The 18372-nt window shown below is 40.0% G+C and carries 17 protein-coding genes; 2 read left to right on the top strand and 15 right to left on the bottom strand.

All coding sequences use genetic code 11. From position 1 onward, the window contains the following. The first annotated feature begins 275 nt into the window (after positions 1-275). Complete coding sequence (locus C7E02_RS09315; RefSeq protein ID WP_105309401.1) at positions 276-1757, top strand: UxaA family hydrolase; 1482 nt, start codon at positions 276-278, stop codon at positions 1755-1757. A gap of 40 nt (positions 1758-1797) precedes the next feature. Next, entirely contained in the window at positions 1798-3285 is a 1488-nt protein-coding gene (locus tag C7E02_RS09320) for a tagaturonate reductase (RefSeq protein WP_105309402.1), read from the top strand. A gap of 428 nt (positions 3286-3713) precedes the next feature. Here the strand turns inward: C7E02_RS09320 and C7E02_RS09325 are convergent, their stop codons facing one another. From C7E02_RS09325 to C7E02_RS09395, 15 genes are all read right to left on the bottom strand, one after another. Then, positions 3714-4622 carry a selenium metabolism-associated LysR family transcriptional regulator gene (locus tag C7E02_RS09325; RefSeq protein ID WP_105309403.1) on the bottom strand — a complete coding sequence of 303 codons (909 nt, stop codon included), beginning with the start codon at positions 4620-4622 and terminating at the stop codon, positions 3714-3716. A 29-nt stretch (positions 4623-4651) separates the two neighbouring features. Beyond that, positions 4652-6172, bottom strand: coding sequence for an aldehyde ferredoxin oxidoreductase N-terminal domain-containing protein (locus C7E02_RS09330; protein ID WP_158683005.1), 1521 nt, complete (start codon positions 6170-6172; stop codon positions 4652-4654). 1 nt (position 6173) lies between these two features. Then, positions 6174-6980 (bottom strand): XdhC family protein, encoded by an 807-nt coding sequence (locus tag C7E02_RS09335; RefSeq protein WP_105309405.1) that lies wholly within the window; start codon positions 6978-6980, stop codon positions 6174-6176. Position 6981: 1 nt separating this feature from the next. Then, on the bottom strand, positions 6982-8268 hold the full coding sequence (locus C7E02_RS09340) for an MATE family efflux transporter (protein WP_105309406.1): 1287 nt from the start codon (positions 8266-8268) through the stop codon (positions 6982-6984). Beyond that, positions 8261-8986 carry an ABC transporter ATP-binding protein gene (locus tag C7E02_RS09345; RefSeq protein ID WP_158683007.1) on the bottom strand — a complete coding sequence of 242 codons (726 nt, stop codon included), beginning with the start codon at positions 8984-8986 and terminating at the stop codon, positions 8261-8263. Before C7E02_RS09345 ends, C7E02_RS09340 begins: the two co-directional genes overlap by 8 nt. Positions 8987-9039: 53 nt before the next feature. Continuing rightward, the gene (locus C7E02_RS09350; protein ID WP_105309408.1) at positions 9040-10056 is read right to left on the bottom strand and encodes a FecCD family ABC transporter permease; all 1017 of its coding nucleotides are present in this window, start codon (positions 10054-10056) and stop codon (positions 9040-9042) included. A gap of 9 nt (positions 10057-10065) precedes the next feature. Further along, on the bottom strand, positions 10066-11181 hold the full coding sequence (locus C7E02_RS09355) for an ABC transporter substrate-binding protein (RefSeq protein ID WP_105309409.1): 1116 nt from the start codon (positions 11179-11181) through the stop codon (positions 10066-10068). Positions 11182-11542: 361 nt separating this feature from the next. Beyond that, complete coding sequence (locus C7E02_RS09360; RefSeq protein WP_022278560.1) at positions 11543-11965, bottom strand: HIT family protein; 423 nt, start codon at positions 11963-11965, stop codon at positions 11543-11545. Positions 11966-12108: 143 nt separating this feature from the next. Next, positions 12109-13053, bottom strand: a complete 945-nt coding sequence (locus C7E02_RS09365) for an AEC family transporter (protein ID WP_105309410.1) — start codon at positions 13051-13053, stop codon at positions 12109-12111. Then, the gene (locus tag C7E02_RS09370) at positions 13053-13886 is read right to left on the bottom strand and encodes an alpha/beta fold hydrolase (RefSeq protein WP_105309411.1); all 834 of its coding nucleotides are present in this window, start codon (positions 13884-13886) and stop codon (positions 13053-13055) included. The genes C7E02_RS09365 and C7E02_RS09370 overlap by 1 nt, the downstream gene beginning before the upstream one ends. Before the next feature lie 80 nt (positions 13887-13966). Further along, positions 13967-15079, bottom strand: coding sequence for a Gfo/Idh/MocA family protein (locus C7E02_RS09375; protein ID WP_105309412.1), 1113 nt, complete (start codon positions 15077-15079; stop codon positions 13967-13969). 87 nt (positions 15080-15166) lie between these two features. Continuing rightward, complete coding sequence (locus C7E02_RS09380) at positions 15167-15982, bottom strand: sugar phosphate isomerase/epimerase family protein (RefSeq protein ID WP_105309413.1); 816 nt, start codon at positions 15980-15982, stop codon at positions 15167-15169. A gap of 205 nt (positions 15983-16187) precedes the next feature. After that, on the bottom strand, positions 16188-16583 hold the full coding sequence (locus tag C7E02_RS09385) for a hypothetical protein (RefSeq protein WP_005340851.1): 396 nt from the start codon (positions 16581-16583) through the stop codon (positions 16188-16190). Positions 16584-16629: 46 nt separating this feature from the next. Next, the gene (locus C7E02_RS09390; RefSeq protein WP_022278555.1) at positions 16630-17556 is read right to left on the bottom strand and encodes a transketolase family protein; all 927 of its coding nucleotides are present in this window, start codon (positions 17554-17556) and stop codon (positions 16630-16632) included. 4 nt (positions 17557-17560) lie between these two features. Continuing rightward, positions 17561-18361, bottom strand: a complete 801-nt coding sequence (locus tag C7E02_RS09395; protein ID WP_005335319.1) for a transketolase — start codon at positions 18359-18361, stop codon at positions 17561-17563. Positions 18362-18372 lie beyond the last annotated feature (11 nt).

Below are 18372 nucleotides of genomic sequence, written 5' to 3' on the forward strand. Positions count from 1 at the left end.
TCAATGGTTTTTAAGCAATCTTTTCGACAAATTTGTTATCTTGTTTTTGTGCATTTTTCCAAAAATGCTTTTTGGGCAAAATTGATTTGTCATTTTTATTGACCTAAACATCAAAATGATGTATTTTTAGTGTAAGCGCTTACACGTTTATTTTATAACAAATTCAGATGTCGGAGATATACCTTTCATCGTGAGTTCATGATGATTAGAATTTTTAATGTCTCCTTCATCATTTACTAGTACTAACATCATTTTTTAAGAGAAAGGATTTGATCATGAAAGAATTTATCAAAATTCACCAGAATGATAACGTTGCAGTTGCACTTACTCCTTTATCTGCAAATCGTACATTAGATGTGGACGGTACAGAGGTTCCTCTCCGTGAGGACATTCCCCAGGGACACAAGTTTGCTCTGACTGATATTCCTGCTGATGCTCAGGTTATCAAGTATGGCTGTCCAATTGGTATTGCAAAGGAGAACATCAGCTGCGGAAGCTGGATTCACACACATAATATTCGGACTGGACTTGGAGATCTGCTTACTTACACCTATGATCGTTCTGTTACAGAACTTACCCCGACAGCTCCTCGCACTTTCAGAGGATACCGCAGACCGAACGGAAAAGTCGGCATCCGTAATGAAATCTGGATCATTCCGACTGTAGGCTGTGTAAATAACGTTGCTACTGCGATCGAACGCAAGGCTCAGAAGTATGTACAGGGATCTGTAGAAGGAATTTTTGCATTCCCACATCCTTATGGATGCTCTCAGATGGGAGATGATCAGGAGAATACCCGCAAGATTCTGTCTGATCTGATCAATCATCCGAATGCCGGCGGTGTCCTTGTTCTTGGACTCGGCTGCGAGAACAGTAATATTGATGTACTGAAGAATTACATCGGCGACTATGATCCGAAACGTGTCCGTTTCCTTGTTGCTCAGGAAAGTGAAGATGAGATTGCTGATGCACTTAACATTCTCGAAGATTTGTCCGCTTATGTTGGAAGCTTTGAACGTGAAGACATTGACTGCAGCGAACTGGTCATTGGTATGAAATGCGGTGGCTCTGACGGACTTTCCGGTATCACAGCCAACCCGGTCGTAGGAGCATTTTCCGATCTTCTTATCTCCAAAGGCGGAAGTACTGTTCTTACAGAAGTACCTGAGATGTTCGGTGCTGAGACTCAGCTAATGAACCGTTGTGAAGACGAAGTATTATTTGAAAAGACAGTTGATCTGATCAATAACTTTAAACAATATTTCCAGAGTCACAATCAGACAATTTATGAAAACCCGTCTCCTGGAAATAAAAAAGGTGGTATCTCCACTCTTGAGGACAAGTCTCTTGGCTGTACTCAGAAATCCGGAAGCGCTCCGGTCATGGACGTACTGTCTTATGCAGAACAGGTTCAGACAAAAGGTCTGAACCTCTTAAGTGCTCCTGGAAATGACTTGGTTGCTTCTACTGCACTGGCTGCTTCCGGTGCACACATTGTGCTGTTTACTACAGGTCGTGGAACACCGTTCGCATGTCCTGTACCAACTATGAAGATTTCTACCAATTCTTCATTAAATAACAGAAAACAGAATTGGATCGACTTTAACTGTGGAACCCTGGTAGAAGGGGATACTCTTCCTGAACTGGCAGAAAAACTGTTCGATGAAGTTATCGCAGTTGCTTCCGGTAAAGAAGTAAAATCCGAAATCGCCGGATTCCACGATATGGCAATCTTTAAACAGGGTGTAACATTGTAAAAATCATATCTCATCAATTAAGAAAGGAAGAAACTCAATCATGGAAACATTAAATTACGAAGTTCTTAAGAAATCAGGTTATAACGGATATATCAAAGAATCCGCACCAGAGAAAGTTATGCAGTTCGGAGAAGGAAACTTCCTTCGTGCATTTGTAGATTATTTCTTTGACTGTGCAAATGAAAAAGCTGACTGGAACGGAAAAGTTGTATTAGTTCAGCCAATCGCACAGGGACTTACAAAACTCATCAACGACCAGGAAGGACTTTACACACTGTACCTTCGCGGAAGTGAAAAAGGGGAGAAAGTTGACTTAAAACGTGTCATCTCTTCTGTAAGCAGATGTATCAATCCATATGATGATTTCGACGCAGTTCTTGAGCTTGCCAAGAGTGACGACCTTGAGTATATCGTATCCAACACAACAGAAGCCGGTATCGTACACGAGTCAGAAAGCAAATTTGACCAGTGTCCTCCAATCAGCTTCCCTGCCAAACTGACACGTGTACTTTATGAGCGTTACAAAGCAGGTAAAGATGGAGTTGTAGTTTTAAGCTGTGAGCTGATCGACAACAATGGTAAAGAACTCCAGAAATGTGTCAACGAGTACATTGATGACTGGGGACTTGAAGAAGAATTCAAAACATGGATCAATGAGAAGAACACATTCTGTTCTACACTGGTAGACCGTATCGTTCCAGGACGTGTACGTGATGCAGAAGAAGTTAAGAAAATGGAAGAAGCAAACGGATATCACGATGAATTGATCGATGTCGGCGAGATCTTTGGTGTATGGATCATCGAAGGACCTGCAGGTCTTGAAGATAAGCTTCCATTCAAGAAAGCCGGATTAAATGTACATGTTGTAGAGGATGTTACTCCATACAAAAAGAGAAAAGTTCGTATCCTGAACGGTGCTCATACAGGTTTCGTTCTTGGTGCTTACCTCTCCGGACAGGACATCGTTCGTGACTGCATGCACAATGAGACAATCAAAGGCTTCATGAACAAAATGCTTTACGATGAGATCATCCCTACGCTTCCACTGGACAAACAGGATCTGCTTGACTTTGCAGCTGCTGTATCAGACAGATTTAACAACCCATTTGTAAATCATGAGCTTATGAGTATTTCTCTGAACTCAACATCTAAGTGGAAAGCTCGTAACATGCCTTCATTCCTTGAGTATATCAACGAAAAAGGTGAGATTCCTGCTTGCCTGGCAATGAGCCTTGCAGCTTACATTGCATTCTACTCAAATGATATTCAGAGACGTGAAGATGCAGCTTTGGTATGCAAGAGACCAAAAGGAAATGAGTACAAAGTGCAGGACGATGCATGGGCACTTGACTTCTACTACGCACACAAAGATGACAGTGCAGAAGAACTTGTAAAAGCTGTACTTTCCAACAAAGATATGTGGGATCAGGATCTGACAGAAATTAAAGGACTGGAAGAACTGATTGTTGCTGATCTTAAGAAGATCCGCGAAGAAGGTGCAGAAGCAGCTTACGCTTCCTGCCTGTAAAATATAGCCGATAACTTTATATATCGGATGGAAACTGGACTCCCACCACTATCGGTATATGCACATTCCATCTGATATAGCCTCGGCAAGATTGCAGAGGTGCACAATAGAAATATGTCATGCAATGCATGACGCACACCTCGCTGCAAGAATGCTTTAGCATTCTTGAATCCCCCTGAAGAGAGGGTGCTATAGTTGGTAACACAACCATAGCACCCTCTCTTAGTATAATATTTATTTTTTTATGACTATTTTTTCATTCAATCCTGCTATATCTTTTACATCTTCCACACAATCTGTTTTCATCCTTTCCTCTATAATACCATTGATACCATATCTGTAAATTGTCTTTCCTGAAAGAAGTGTTGAATTAAACTAAACTTATTCCACTCCTATTATGTGTGAACCAATAGTAGCAATAGCCATTATTAATTTAATTTAAAAATAGATTTTACAAATTTATCAAATTCCAATGCGAGAGAATTCAGGATTCCCTTTTTATCCTTTGCCATATAAATATTTCTGCTCAGGCAGTTTCGCTCCATTTCAAATCTGAGTACTCTTCCTGACGACACCAGATCTCTCGCAGAATATTCGGAAAGAATAGCCACTCCTGTCCCCATTTTCACCAGATCTTTCTGTAATTGAGAACTGGATACGTATGCTACAATATTTAAATTATCTTCTGTCACATCCATACTCCCCAGATAATTATCAATAAGTTTCTGTGTTCCCGAACCATTTTCTCTAAATATCAAAGGTTTATTTAATAATTCTTTTCCATACACACCTTGTTCATGCATTTTCACATAACCTGGTGTATTCGGAGTAATCATTACAAATCTGTCCTCCGTAATCTTTTCATAAATAATTTCCTGGCGATTATCAGATGTCCCTACAAACCCTATTGATATTTCTCCATCAGTCAACATTCTCTGAATCTGGTCACTGTCCCCGTTTTTTACAACAAATCGACAATTAGGATGTGTTTTTATAAATTTATGTATTAATTCTGGCAATATACTTTCTGTTGGCACTGTGGACGCTCCAATAATCAACTGACTTTTTTTATTTTCCAGTATTGTTTCTTCCAATTCAGAGCAGCGCAGTAATATTTCTTTTGCAAATTGATAAATTCGATTCCCATCGGGAGTCAGACTTATATTTCTTTTCATATCTCGAACAAAAAGAATCAATCCTAACGATTCTTCTAATTGCTGTATATGATTACTGACTGTAGACTGCGCCATATAAAGAGCATTTGCCGCCTTTGTAAAGCTTCCTTTTTCCGCAACTGTTACAAATGTTTCCAATTGTTTCAAATTTAAATTATTCATGTTAATCCTATTTCATTCATATTCAGGCACTAATTTTTTGTATTTTCAAAATAATTATATAATACCTTAACAAATTCTGGTATTGCTTTGATATTATTTCCTATATTAAGTTCTTTCCATAGTTCCTCTTCCTGTTTTAAACATTGCGCAGAATATTGAAGCATTTCTTCTACTGTAATCTCTCTGCCTGTTTTGTCCTTATATAGTTCTGCCAGCAACCGTAATGGTTCCTCTTTATTCAGTAATGCAAAAGAGCTAAATATACATATACCCAGATTCTCAAACAAAAATATTTCCTGGTACAACAATTCCAGATCTATTTTTAACTGATAATCTCGTTCCTTCGTCACTGCTTTTTTCGTCGCTCTTCCCTGGATTTGTGTTTCATCGGAAAACACTTCACACACGCGTCTGGTTCCCCCTGCAAGAACTCGTCCCAACACAGTAGCTGCCTCAACTTCTCTAACTAATTGAAGAATCTGTTCCAAAGAAGGTTTTTCTTTTTCAGCGTCAAAATATAACCTCATAGCAAATACGAGTTCTATCATATTCAAGCCTGATTCCATAGCTTTCTGAGATAAATATGTAGTACATGACTCTAACTGTTCCTTTTCCATATCCTGTGCAAAACATTGCTCAATTGCTGCCTTAATTTCGGATTCCTCTGGTGATGAATAAATGTTTCCATTCCCTTTGCTGTGTCGATTCAGACATCCGATAACACACATAGGCGCACAGCAATAATTGATTCTTTCCCCACTTTTTTCTATTTCTGCCTTCTCTTCTTTTCTCTTCTCCTGTAAGAGTTCTTCCAGATTCTTCTCATTTTTTAAAAGGTGAAGCAATGTAATAGAACCCAGTCCGGGCAATGCTCCTCCACAGATTGGATCGTCCAAAATATATTTTGCCAACCGCTTACCGCTGCTTTGAAGTCCTTCCCTGTTTTCACAGGCTCCCCGAAAATACTGATTCCGTTCCAGCACAATTGCCCGGATTCCTATTTTTGCAAGTCCTGCCCCTGTACTACTTCGAGGACAACTGTATTCTGGTTTCCCATACGGATAAGTAACAAACAGACTACTTATAGGATAATAGTGATCAGAAGCTGGTCCTCTCCCGATAATGGCACACTCCCTCCCCCATTTTTCACGAATACAGGATACCATCTCTTTACAACTTTTCCCCTGTAATTCTGGAAAATCAAAAAATGAAATTTTTTGTTCTTCTATGTGAATAATTGTATTTTTATCTTTACAGCTTCCTTTAATCACAATACCTGATAAATGCATAGAAGCCAGTTTTTGTGGAAAATCTCCTGAAATGTTGCTGACATAAATCTCCCGTTCTTCTTTACTTTTCCCAACAATTGTTGCCCTCGTAGCACAAGGCACAGGTGTACCTGTCAAAAGCCCCGGAGTTATCACAAACACATTATCAGCCATATATTGCTTCAGCAATTTCACCGCAAGTCCACGTCCATATTCCGTTCCATCATCATCCTGATATTGTACAGATTGAGTCGCAGTATCGAGAATCACTATTTTATTCATACTATTTTTCCTTTCCCGTCCAGTGTGTTCCTGTACGGCCATTTTTTATCATAAGAATTTCTGCGATAATAGATACTGCAATTTCTTCTGGAGACTCGCCTCCTAAATCCAGCCCAATCGGAGTATACACCTTATTTAATTCCTCTTTCGAAATGCCTTTCTCTTCCATCTTTTCAAATAAAGCTTTAATCTTCAAAGAACTTCCAATCATTCCCACATATGCATATTTCTTTGTCAGCACAGCCACTAATGCATCTCCGTCAAAGCTATGTCCCTGTGTCGCTATTACATAATGCGCTCCATCAGGTATGTCAACATTTTTTAAGTCCTCTTCGTAGTCATGAACCTTAACAAACCTGTCTGCCAGAACAATTTTTTCAGCAATATCTTTTTCTTCTCGATTGTCCACCAATATCGTATCAAACCCGACAAACGAAGCCAGACGCAAAACTGCTTCTCCTATATGTCCCGCTCCACACATAACCAAAACAGGACGTACCGTAAACACTTCTATCATAACACTGATATTTCCCCCACAGGTCATTCCAGTCTCTGACGCTTCCGAAGTCATATCATATTGCTTCAATCGGTTACACCCTTCTCGAATGCATTGCAATGCATCTGATGTTGCTATACATTCTACATTCCCGCCTCCAATGGTTCCCTTCGTTGCCCCATTTGAGTATACAAGCATTTTACCATTTGTACGTGGTGTAGAACCATCGGAATGTACAATAGTAACAACTGCATGTGCAATTCCCTTTTCATATGCCTTTACTTGTTCTTTTACAATATCTATTGCATTCATTTTATTTTCTTCCTTTCATTTTCTTGATTCCCCAAACTACACTTACACTCATAGATACTACATTACTGATTACATAAGCTCCCCATACTCCTTTTGCTCCCAGATTGGCATGCCTCGCCAAATATGTCAATGGTATCTGCACACCTAACAGTCTGACTATTGTAATTGCCAGTGTCGGGAATCCATAGCCAAGTGCCTGTAAAACAGAAGTCATTGTCATTTCTATTGCTACAAACGGATATGCCCAAAGACTAATTGTCCAATATACTTTTCCAGCCTGCTGCATTGCAGCATCCGCAGTTAACATTTGCGAAAGCTGCCCCCTCACGAAAAATGCAACAATGATAATGACAATTGTCGGCAATACACTCGTCACACACAACTGCTTTATCAGCTGTCTTCGTTCCTTATAATCATTATTTCCGGCAATCAAAGTTACTGCAGCACTTCCTACAGCTGTTGCCGGAAGATAAAACAACAAAGACAATCGATTCCCTAATCCTGCAACAGCCACAAGATTAGTTCCCATTGCCAGCATAATCTGATTCAATACTACATTTGCTATTGGACTGATTACTTTTGATAAGCTTATGGGCGCAGCCAGCTTTACAAATTCCTGAATTAAGGCTCTGGATATCTTCACTTTTGAATGAGTAAAAACAGTTAAATTATATCTGTTGTATTGCAGTATCCCATACACACACCCTGTGATTCGGGACAAAATCATTCCATATCCCAGAACTATGAAACCAAATAGTTTATACAATAAATATGCTGTACCTACTTGTATTGGTACTGCAATAAATGTCATCCACATTCCCGTTTTAGAATCTCCCAGTCCTCTGAATGCTGCAATCAGAATACTGTATAAAAGGATTACAGGATTTCCAAGAAGATACGGAACCATATATAGATATGCTGTTTTGCGTAAATTTGTCATATCCGCGAACTCAAAATACAGCCGCGTGCTGACAACTACAGATATCAAAATTCCCAATATAAAGGTCAGCAATAATATCCCTTTGAATATATCCCCCGCATCCTTTTTTCTATCCGGATTCTTAAAAATCTTCGCCATGACGACATTAACTGAAATTGCCAATCCATAACTTACTGTTGTAATAATCGAAATGTATGGACCACAGATAGAAGATATGGTAAGTTCTTCTGTACTATGTACACTGAGAAGAATTCCTTCAAAAATGGAGCCTATTCTCTGCGTCAGTGTCAATAATGCAACTGGATACGCAAGCTTCCAGATTTCTTTTGCGAAATCCTTTTTATACATTCTGCCTTTTCCCCATCAAATATTCTTTTCCGTTTTTCAATAATTCAATTTCCCCATAAATCATGGACAGACTTTCTTTTATTTTTTCTTTCGAATCTGTCTTCATATGTATCTGTGTAACGATTTTTCCATCTTTGAGCAAAAACAGTCTGTCACAATATTCCATTGCAAAATTGGGATCGTGCATTGTGATAAGACCGGCCTTATTTCCATCTCTGACTACGGTCCGGATTTTCTCAAGTACGATATGCTTATTCAGAAAATCCAGCGCACTGTCAGGTTCATCCATAAGCATAACAGGTGCATTTTGTGCAATACACCGTGCTAGTATAACCATTTGTTTTTGCCCCTGGCTAAGTTCTCCAAAATCCTTATCTGCCAAATGCAGACACCCTAATTTATCCATTATTTCTCGTGCCTGCTTTTTTTGTTCTACAGACGGTGATTCCAATATGTTCAACCAGGGATTATATCCCATCAATACCACATCTATAGCATCTCGGCCTCCGGCAAGGCTGCAAATCTGAGGTATAAATGCGATTTTTCTTGCACGCTGTCGTTCATTAAGATTTTTACAATTTTCGCCATCTACATAACATTCCCCCTGCATGGGTAAAAACCCACATGCTACATGGAGTAATGTAGTTTTTCCACTTCCATTCAAACCTAAAAGACCGCAAAACTCTCCTCTTGGAATATCAAGATTTAAGTTCTTCAAAATCTTGCGTTCTCCATAGTTTATAGAAATGTTCCGTAATCTAAGCCCCGTCATCATATCAGCTGTTCCTTTCCTTTTTCACACAGAAAATATATCAGCATAGGAACACCAATCACTGTTGTTAATATGGAAATCGGAAGTTCGACACTATATAGTAATCTTGCAAATATGTCTGCCACTAATATCACAATTGCCCCAATAAATCCACTTAATACCATGGTATTAAAATTATTTCTTTTCAATATTAATTTCGCGATATGTGGTGCGATCAGTCCTACAAATGAAATAAGTCCTGTAACACATATAATAGATGCAACAAGAAGTGTTGATAATAATAATATAATGGTACGCACAATTCCAATACGCATCCCCAATGCCCGGCATTCGTTATCACTCAATGCTAGCATTTCTATTTGTCTGCGTAACAGGATAATTCCAATTACTCCGACACAAAACAGCGGAAACACAGTCATAACTTTTGCAGCTGTTGTGTTACCTAATGTACCCATTTCCCAATATTCCATTGCCGCTAGTTCATTTTCCGGATCTGCAAAATATTTCAGCCCCATAATGACAGCTTTGGAAACTGCATTTATTACAATTCCCGCAAGTACATAAGTCGCTGTGGCACGAGACCGAGTTGCCCGTACCAGAAACATTACTGCAAGAACTGCAAGAAATCCTCCAATAAAAGATCCCATCGCAATTTCCATCATTCCTGACGAAGTCAAAACTACAATTGCCAATGCTGCTCCTAAATTTGCACCTCCTGCTATTCCTATAATATCTGGTGAGGCCAATGGATTTTTGAAAATAATCTGATATACACTTCCGGCAAGTCCAAGTCCGGCTCCTGCCATAATCGCCATAAATGTTCTCGGAAGGCGCAATGTAAAAAATACTTTTCTGCTCAGAAGTGACACGTTTTCGTTTCCACAGATAATATTCCATATATCAGTTAAAGCTATAGAATATTTCCCTATGCATATAGAAATTATTGTGGCAATAAAAATCGCCACAATAATTCCACTAAATAACCTTATTAATTTTCTTCGTTCCTTATTCTTCATATTACTATCTTATTTTGTAATAGATGATTTATCAATGTCAAAGTTATAAAATGTTTTATAAAAATCTGCCGCATCATCTGCAAATTCATCCATAGAATATAAATCCGGATGTAATGTAGCTGTCATCCAAAGCATACCTAATACTCCTGATGGCACCGGTGAATCCCATGCCTCATACCCCGCCGGCATATTGTAAACATCACCATTCTTTACCGCTGTTACCTCTGCAAGATTTGCATCAGCCATAACATCTTCGGCTGTATAATCCGGCTGTCCGTTTGCCATATTGTTCGTTGGAATAATAATATAATCCGGATTCATATCTAATATCTGCTCATAAGAAACGTCTACCCATGAATCGCCATCCAATACATCTCCTGCATTCTTTCCTCCTGCAGTTGCAATTAAAGATGCCTGATACATATCCTTTGGAGCCGTTGTCAAATAAGAGTTTGTTCCACACATATAGACAACTGGTTTCTTATCATCACTTAACTTCTTGGTCATACCATTGATTTTGTCTAAAATTTCATCATACTTATCTGTCATTGCAGTTGCCTTATCATTACTATTTGTAACTTCACCTATTAATTTAATCATTTCTACTAATTCATCATGACTTTCCGGGCTAACAACAATTGTTGGAATATCCATGTCTGTAAGAGTCTTTGCATAATCCTGTGCTTTCTTTGGCAAAATAACTAAATCAGGCTCTGCCGCCAGACATGCTTCCAGATCAAATGCCTTTGCTGATCCAACATTTCCTACTGAATCCATAATGTCTGCTGCTGCATACTTGTAAATAGGCCTCTGGTCAATCTTCTCTTCTACCGCAACAAGTTTGTCCTTCAATCCTAATGCAAGGCATGTTGATGAAGAAATATAGTATCCAGAAACAATTCGTTTTGGCTGTTCCTTAATGGTAACTTCATTACCAATCTGATCCTTTATTGTCAGCGGATACGTTGTCTCTGGAATTTTTTCCTCTTCTTTTTTTACTTCTTCCTCTTTCTTTGTGTCACTATTGGCTGTACTTTTTTCTGTCTTTCCACATCCTGCAGCCATTGAAACAGTCAATGTCAATACAAGCAATAAGGAATACAATTTTTTCATGTTTTTTTTCATGACCTCTTTCCTTCTTTCAATATATTTTATACCGAATATTATACAGCATTTTTACGTTCAGACAGATTCAATAATCCCATGATACCTCAAGACCAATCGAAAAACCCGATTATAAATTATCTCTTTCGTATATAAAACTAAAGCCAGGTGATTTGATTCCTTCTTGTTCTTAAAGGTCTGACATCTCCCAGCCTTTCCCCGAATACACAAACTAAAAAGTCCATCAGACCTTTTACCACATACATGGCAATCAAGAAAAGTGCACGCCTATGCGTACACTTTTCTCGTCTTATATAGCTCATCGTAATGTTCTGCACTGGGAGTGTGAATCTACTTAGAGAATCAGTATCTCCAGGGATTTCTAAACCAGCTCAGCCTTAATCTTCTCAATCATCTGAGCATATTCTTCATCGCTTAAGAATTTCTTTCCCGGATTCATCTCAAATGTGCCACCCCACTCATACTCATCTGTGTATTTTGGTACAAGATGGAAATGCAGATGATGTCCTGTGTCTCCATATGCACCATAGTTCACTTTTGCAGGTTTGAAGATTTTGTGGATTGCCTCAGATACCTTTGCAATCTCCTCTAAGTATGCTGCTCTCTCCTGCGGTGTCAGCTCCAGAATCTCACTGACATGTTTCTTATGAGCAACTACAACTCTTCCTGGATGACTCTGCTCCTTAAAAAGATATACTTTAGAATTCTCCAGTTCGCAAATCTTAATTCCAAACTTTGCCAATAATTCTCCCTCTACACAATATGCACAATTCTGATCTACCATTTTAATTTCTCCTTTCATATCGAATTAGAAATATTTTTGTTTCTAATGTAATTAAATCATTGCTCTTTTATTTAATGTTTTTAAGCTCTCCTTTATACATAAAAGCTTTCACCTTATGTATTCTAAATGCAAGGTCTTATTACTTACCTGCAAAGCATCACCACAAGCGGTATTGTTACCAGACTTGCCAGTGTAATAATAAATACACCCTGTGCCGCATAGTCAGCTTCTGTTGACCCAAAGCTCTCTGCCATAATCGGAATGCTTGCCATACTTGGAAGCGCAATAATCAGCGTCCATATATTTCTCGCAAGATCATTCACACCAAGCCACGTCATCACATGGAAGATGACAACCGGCATAACTATCAGCTTAATGATTATGACAAATACCACCGGCCAGGCTTTCTTTAATGCCCCCGACTCCATCAATGCAATCGTTCCTCCGATATACAAAAGTGCCAGTGGCTTCGCACAGCTTCCTATTGTATCAAAACTCCGAAGAATCAGTAAATCTGATGGCACTTTCAAGATCATCAGTACCAGTCCGATCAGCACACCTACAATGACTGGATTGGACAGCTTCTTTATGACCAGCTTCAAGGACAGCTTCTGTCCTCCTTCTGACTTTGAAGTAAGCAATACTCCCTCTGTCCAGAGGAACAGATTATCTATTACAACGCAGAAAGAAAATGCTACAACTGCAACCGGATCAAATATCTCTTTTACAAGAGGCAGTCCGAAGAACGCCATATTTCCGAAAAGACATTGGGCAGTAAAGATTTTTCTTTTATCTCCCCGAAAATGTAATAACGTTCCTGTCAGGAATCCAGCCCCTGTAAGCAGCGGATATGTAATCAGTGCATAGGGAATTACAGATTTTGCAATATCCCATGCATTTTCCTCCTGCACTGCTGACGGAAAAACTGCAATCAGCATCAACGGACAAATCACGCCCATGAGCAGACTGCTTAACCCATGAATGACTTCAGCTTTCAAAAGCCCTAATTTTGCTCCTATAAAACCACAACCGAGAATGACAAAAAACATAATCATCTGACTAATCAACGTATTCATATCTATAGACATTATTTTGTTTCCTCTGTGTGTTTCATCAAAAATCCCACTACAACACTGTCATACGGCCCCGGATATTCCCACTGATGTACATGTCCGCCTTCTGGTGCAAGATAGAATTCCGCCTGTGGGATTCCATGTACTAATTCCATGGTCTTCTCTATATTCATGAACAAATCCTTTGCCCCTGCAGCGATCAGTACCGGCATTTTAAGCTCATGCAGCCTGTCTGCCGTATTGTGGCTGAGGCATGCCCCACACTGCGCCTTATAGGCATATACAGGCATTGGATAAGGGTACGCTGCATCTTCTTCAATAGATTTCTCAATCTTCTCAGGGTGATGTATCTGCGTGTATTGTCCATACGTCATCCAAAGATTCAATTGTTTTAATACTGCCGGATCCGTATCTTCTTTCAGGTCACAGATTAGATTCAGCGCCTTTTTAAATGCGGGACTTACACTTGCAAATGTACTGGTGAGTATCAGACTAATAACCCGTTTTGGCGCTTTCAGTGCCACCTGCTGTGCAATGGCGCCTCCCATAGAGACACCTATAACATGGGCTTTTTTGATGTCTAATGCATCCATAATACCGATAATATCATCTGCCATCTGCTCTGTTGTATAGCTCTCTACTTCCGGTTTGTCACTTAAGCCTGCTCCTCTGTTATCTGGAACAATACACCAAAACCATCTACTTAAAAGCTCATAATTATGTTTCCATTTATCTCCCGGTGCTCCAAGTCCCATGATCATTATGACAGGAACACCACTGCCAAATGTCTGTACATGAAATTTCAATCCATTTACATGGACATCCATACATTCTTTTTTCTGATTCATTTTTATGAACCTGCACTTTCTGCACTTTCTGCACTTTCTGCTTTTTCTACTTTTAACCGACCTTTGGATGCTCCTTTTGACTAGTCGCGCTCCTTACGTGGTGTCTTGCCATCATAAATGTACATCTTACGGCTGTCGCACTCCGGAAGATCCTTTCTCATGCGGTCAAATACCGGCTCATAATCCAGATCCTGGATTGGCAGGTCTACACGCACATTGTTCAGTGCTGACAGGCACATTCCTTCCAGAATTTCATATCCGTGATATGCTGTATCAATATTGCAGCTGTGAACTTTTGAATCGTCCTCCATCCACTCTGCAAACTCTGTATAATAAGGTGTCTGAATCGGAATCTGCTGATGATTTCTCCAGCCTGAATCCTTTCCTTCTATCAGACGTCCATTTGTAGCCTTTGTGCAAGCTCCCCAGAACCCGTCTGTCTCAGCATATACATAACCTTCTTTACCATAAACAGTCAGACGATTATCACTGCTTCCATACTCCGGTGGGTTGTGAGCCTCTGCAAGATATCCACACTCTACATAGGCATGTACTCCATTTTCCAGTTCCATAGTACCAAGCAGGTAATCCGGTGCCGGATGGTTATCATCCAGACAAATCGGACCGTGTACATGTCCACATACCCATTTTGCACGATATCCGCCATTCGCCCAGAGAATATAGTCCACATAGTGTGTTCCAAGCTGACTGAACCAGGCCTGACACTCTACATGTATCTTTGTAATCTCGCCAATCTCGCCGTCCTCGATACGTTTCTTTAGTGTCTGCATCTGGGACAGATATTTCTGTTGATGGCAAACAACTGCTTTGATTCCGTTATCATGACACAACTCTACAATTTCCTTTGCCTCCTGAAGACTCTCAGCCATCGGTTTTTCAAAAGAAATTCCTTTTACACCGTATTTTACTGCCAATTGAATGACAGAAAGCCGGAGATCTGGATATGTAACAAATACAAATATTTCCGGTCTTGTCTCCTTTAACATCTCTTCTGCATCTGTAAAAAGTGGTACATCGTCCAGATGGTATTCCTCAGCAACTGCTTTCATCTTAGGCTCATCAATATCACAAAGACCTACTACTTTATAATAATCTGGATTTTCCAGAAGCCCGTGAAGATGAATCTTACCACGGACTCCGAGACCCATTACTGCAACTGTATGCATACTCATAGCCTCTTTTCCTCCCGAGAAAAAAATTTTTTTGTATCTTTACTGAAATATCTCTTCTTCCAGCAAAGTCTGCTTCTGTCTGATTGCTTACCTGTGAATCTGCCGGCACATATATTTTCCGTCCTCAGCAACAACCCCGTCACTGTCTGTCTCTGCACGCGGACTTTCATCTTCCACCATAATCCAGCCAAGGTATCCTGTCTCTGCCAGATATTTGATAATTGCAGGATAGTCAATCTTTCCTTCTCCCATAACAGCCCATTCATTCTGAGCAATACGGTCTTTAAAATGCACGTGGCGGATCAGATCTCTGTGTGCTTTCATCTGTTCAATTGCACTCATACCACCATTCTCAATATGTCCTACGTCCGGAGCCCAGCCAATAGCAGTCGGCTGAATCAACTCAAACATGGCTTCATAGTCTTCTTCTGTACGAAACAACGAATTCTTTGCACTGTTCGGATGGAAACAACATACGATTCCTGCCTCTGCTGCCTTAGCCGCTACAGATGCCATGCAGCTGATCAGACATTTTCTTCTTTCTGCCAGTGCCCTGCCTTCGCCTCTAAGTACATTTCCTGCATGATGGCTCAGCATAATCTTGGCATTTGGAAAATGTCTCACGAATTCAATTGCTTCACGGCTTAACGCTGCTTCTTCCACAGTCTCCTCCATGCCATTCCAATCCTGATGAAGAACAAGTGCTGCAAATTCCATGTTATATTTCTCAAGCTGTTTTTTCACACCTTCCGGGTCATGGAACCATGTTCCAAGCATGTCTATTTCGCACTCAATGCTCTGAAATCCTGCCTCTGCTGCCACTTTAAGCATTCTCGGCAACTGACCAAAATGTTTTCCCATCTTCCATGGATAGGACTGACAGCCAAATTTTAAATTGTACACTTCTTCCGACCTCCTTTATAATTTTCTGTAAATGTCCACATCAAGCTTATTGTATAAAATACAGATAAATGCATAAACATTCTTATTTATTGCAAAATTGTCTGGATTTTTTTACAAAAAAGGCTCTCAACACATAATCTCGCATAATTATGTCGTAGAGAGCCTGTTTTATTGTCGCGATGCAACTAATGCATTACGTAAGATACTATACTAAAGCTTTGATAGCAGCAATCTGATCTTCATTCAGATCTAAAATATCGCTGTTGTCCATGGATGTGTTGGAGTCCTCAATCAGGATCATCTTTGTATCCTTGCATGTTACTGTGTTATGCCACAGTGTAGCTGGGATATTGTAAACCTTGTTTGGCTCCATCTTAACTGCCTTGATATCAAGACCGCCTTCTACTTCATTTGCATAGATCAGTGTGCAAGATCCGGCAACAAGTACGAAAAGCTCATCAGTCTTGTTGTGACGCTCCAGATTGTTGATTCCTGTGATGTCGTTAGCTGGTTTCCAGTTTTTGATACCAACTGTCCATTTCTCGTTCTCGAAGACTCTCTGCATTCCTTCCCCGTCAAATGAATAATTTAAAATTTCCATGATTCTTATCTCCCTTTTATATAATAAAATGAATTTAATCAGATTCTTATGCTAATGTTGCTTTGCATTTTTCAACGATATTCTCAGCTGTAAGTCCATAAGCTGCAAACAGTTCAGCTGGTTTACCGGATTTTCCGAATTTATCCTGGATACCAACTCTTTCGAATTTAGCTCCGGCATGTCCTGCAAGAACTTCTGCTACAGCAGATCCAAGTCCACCGATCACAGAATGCTCCTCAGCTGTTACGATACCTTTGCACTTCTCGTTCATAGCAAGGATTGTCTCAGCATCGATAGGTTTTACTGTGTGCATATTAACAACTGCTGCAGAAATTCCTTCTGCCTCAAGCATCTCAGCTGCTTTTAATGCGATTGGTACCATAAGTCCCATTGTGATGATGCAAACATCGTTACCATCTTTTAAGATGTTAGCTTTTCCCGGGATAAATGGTGTATCCTCTGTTGTGATATCCTCACAAACAGGTCTTGCAACACGGATGTAAACTGGTCCGTCAATCTCTGCTGCTGCAAATACAGCTTTCTCCATCTCTGTAGGATCACATGGTACAAATACCGTCATGTTCGGCATCTCTCTCATAAGAGCAACATCCTCGATAGACTGATGACTTCCTCCGTCCTCTCCTACTGAAAGTCCGGAATGAGATAATCCAAATTTAACATTTGTGTTTGTGTATGCAATAGAGTTACGAATGATCTCATAAGCTCTTCCTGATCCGAAAAGAGCAAATGTGCTTGCAAATGGAATGTATCCTGTATGAGCAAATCCAGCTGCCATGCCCATCATATTACACTCTGCAATTCCTGCGTTAAAGAAACGATCTGGAAATGCCTCAGCAAATGTAGCTGACATTGTTGCGTGTGCAAGGTCTGCATCTAATGCAACGATCTTATCGTTCTTCTGTCCTAATTTAACTAATGCTTCTCCGTAAGCAACTCTTAATGATTTTCCCATCTTCTTACGCCTCCAATTCTTTCATAGCTGTCTCGAACTCTTCTGGTTTCAACGGTCTTCCGTGCCATCCCACCTGGTTCTCCATGAAGGATACACCTTTACCTTTGATTGTGTGGCAGCAAATGAATTTTGGCTTACCAGATACTGGAGCCTCAATTGCTTTGTCAATTTCTTCAATGTTATGTCCATCTACTTCAAAGCATTCGAAACCGAAGGCTTTAAACTTCTCAACGATGTTTCCAAGTCCCATAACCTGATCGTTAGTTCCATCGATCTGAAGTCCGTTATAGTCAAGTAAAACGCAAAGGTTATCAAGTTTGTAATGAGCTGCTGCCATAGCTGCCTCCCATACAATACCTTCCTGACACTCGCCATCACCAACTACTGCATATACTTTGTAGTCAGCTTTTGCATGCTTAGCTGCAAGAGCAAGTCCTGTTGCCAGAGACATTCCCTGTCCAAGAGATCCTGTGTTCATATCAACACCTGGAGTCTTGTTGCAGTCCGGATGTCCCTGAAGATGGCTGTCAATCTGACGAAGGTGTGCCAGATCCTCTTTCGGGAAATATCCCAGATCTGCCAGGATTGCATATAATGTAGGGCAAGCATGTCCCTTACTTAATACGAGACGGTCTCTGTCTGCTTTCTTAGGATCCTTAGGATCAAGATTCTTCATCTCATCATAGTAGAGAGCCATAAGAATCTCAACACATGATAATGATCCGCCCGGATGACCTGACTGGCAGGCAAATAAACTCTTCAATATCTCTTGGCGCAATTCCTTTGCTTTTTTCTCGTAATTCATTTTTCTTCCTC

This window comes from Dorea sp. Marseille-P4042 (genome assembly GCF_900290215.1).
Classification (GTDB): domain Bacteria; phylum Bacillota; class Clostridia; order Lachnospirales; family Lachnospiraceae; genus Dorea; species Dorea formicigenerans.

Excerpts from the sequence above, each read along its gene's own strand:
- C7E02_RS09315 (WP_105309401.1), top strand. The coding sequence starts at position 276 with ATGAAAGAATTTATCAAAATTCACCAGAATGATAACGTTGCAGTTGCA.
- C7E02_RS09320 (WP_105309402.1), top strand. The coding sequence starts at position 1,798 with ATGGAAACATTAAATTACGAAGTTCTTAAGAAATCAGGTTATAACGGA.
- C7E02_RS09325 (WP_105309403.1), bottom strand. The coding sequence starts at position 4,622 with ATGAATAATTTAAATTTGAAACAATTGGAAACATTTGTAACAGTTGCG.
- C7E02_RS09330 (WP_158683005.1), bottom strand. The coding sequence starts at position 6,172 with ATGAATAAAATAGTGATTCTCGATACTGCGACTCAATCTGTACAATAT.
- C7E02_RS09335 (WP_105309405.1), bottom strand. The coding sequence starts at position 6,980 with ATGAATGCAATAGATATTGTAAAAGAACAAGTAAAGGCATATGAAAAG.
- C7E02_RS09340 (WP_105309406.1), bottom strand. The coding sequence starts at position 8,268 with ATGTATAAAAAGGATTTCGCAAAAGAAATCTGGAAGCTTGCGTATCCA.
- C7E02_RS09350 (WP_105309408.1), bottom strand. The coding sequence starts at position 10,056 with ATGAAGAATAAGGAACGAAGAAAATTAATAAGGTTATTTAGTGGAATT.
- C7E02_RS09355 (WP_105309409.1), bottom strand. The coding sequence starts at position 11,181 with ATGAAAAAAAACATGAAAAAATTGTATTCCTTATTGCTTGTATTGACA.
- C7E02_RS09360 (WP_022278560.1), bottom strand. The coding sequence starts at position 11,965 with ATGGTAGATCAGAATTGTGCATATTGTGTAGAGGGAGAATTATTGGCA.
- C7E02_RS09365 (WP_105309410.1), bottom strand. The coding sequence starts at position 13,053 with ATGTCTATAGATATGAATACGTTGATTAGTCAGATGATTATGTTTTTT.
- C7E02_RS09370 (WP_105309411.1), bottom strand. The coding sequence starts at position 13,886 with ATGAATCAGAAAAAAGAATGTATGGATGTCCATGTAAATGGATTGAAA.
- C7E02_RS09375 (WP_105309412.1), bottom strand. The coding sequence starts at position 15,079 with ATGAGTATGCATACAGTTGCAGTAATGGGTCTCGGAGTCCGTGGTAAG.
- C7E02_RS09385 (WP_005340851.1), bottom strand. The coding sequence starts at position 16,583 with ATGGAAATTTTAAATTATTCATTTGACGGGGAAGGAATGCAGAGAGTC.
- C7E02_RS09390 (WP_022278555.1), bottom strand. The coding sequence starts at position 17,556 with ATGGGAAAATCATTAAGAGTTGCTTACGGAGAAGCATTAGTTAAATTA.
- C7E02_RS09395 (WP_005335319.1), bottom strand. The coding sequence starts at position 18,361 with ATGAATTACGAGAAAAAAGCAAAGGAATTGCGCCAAGAGATATTGAAG.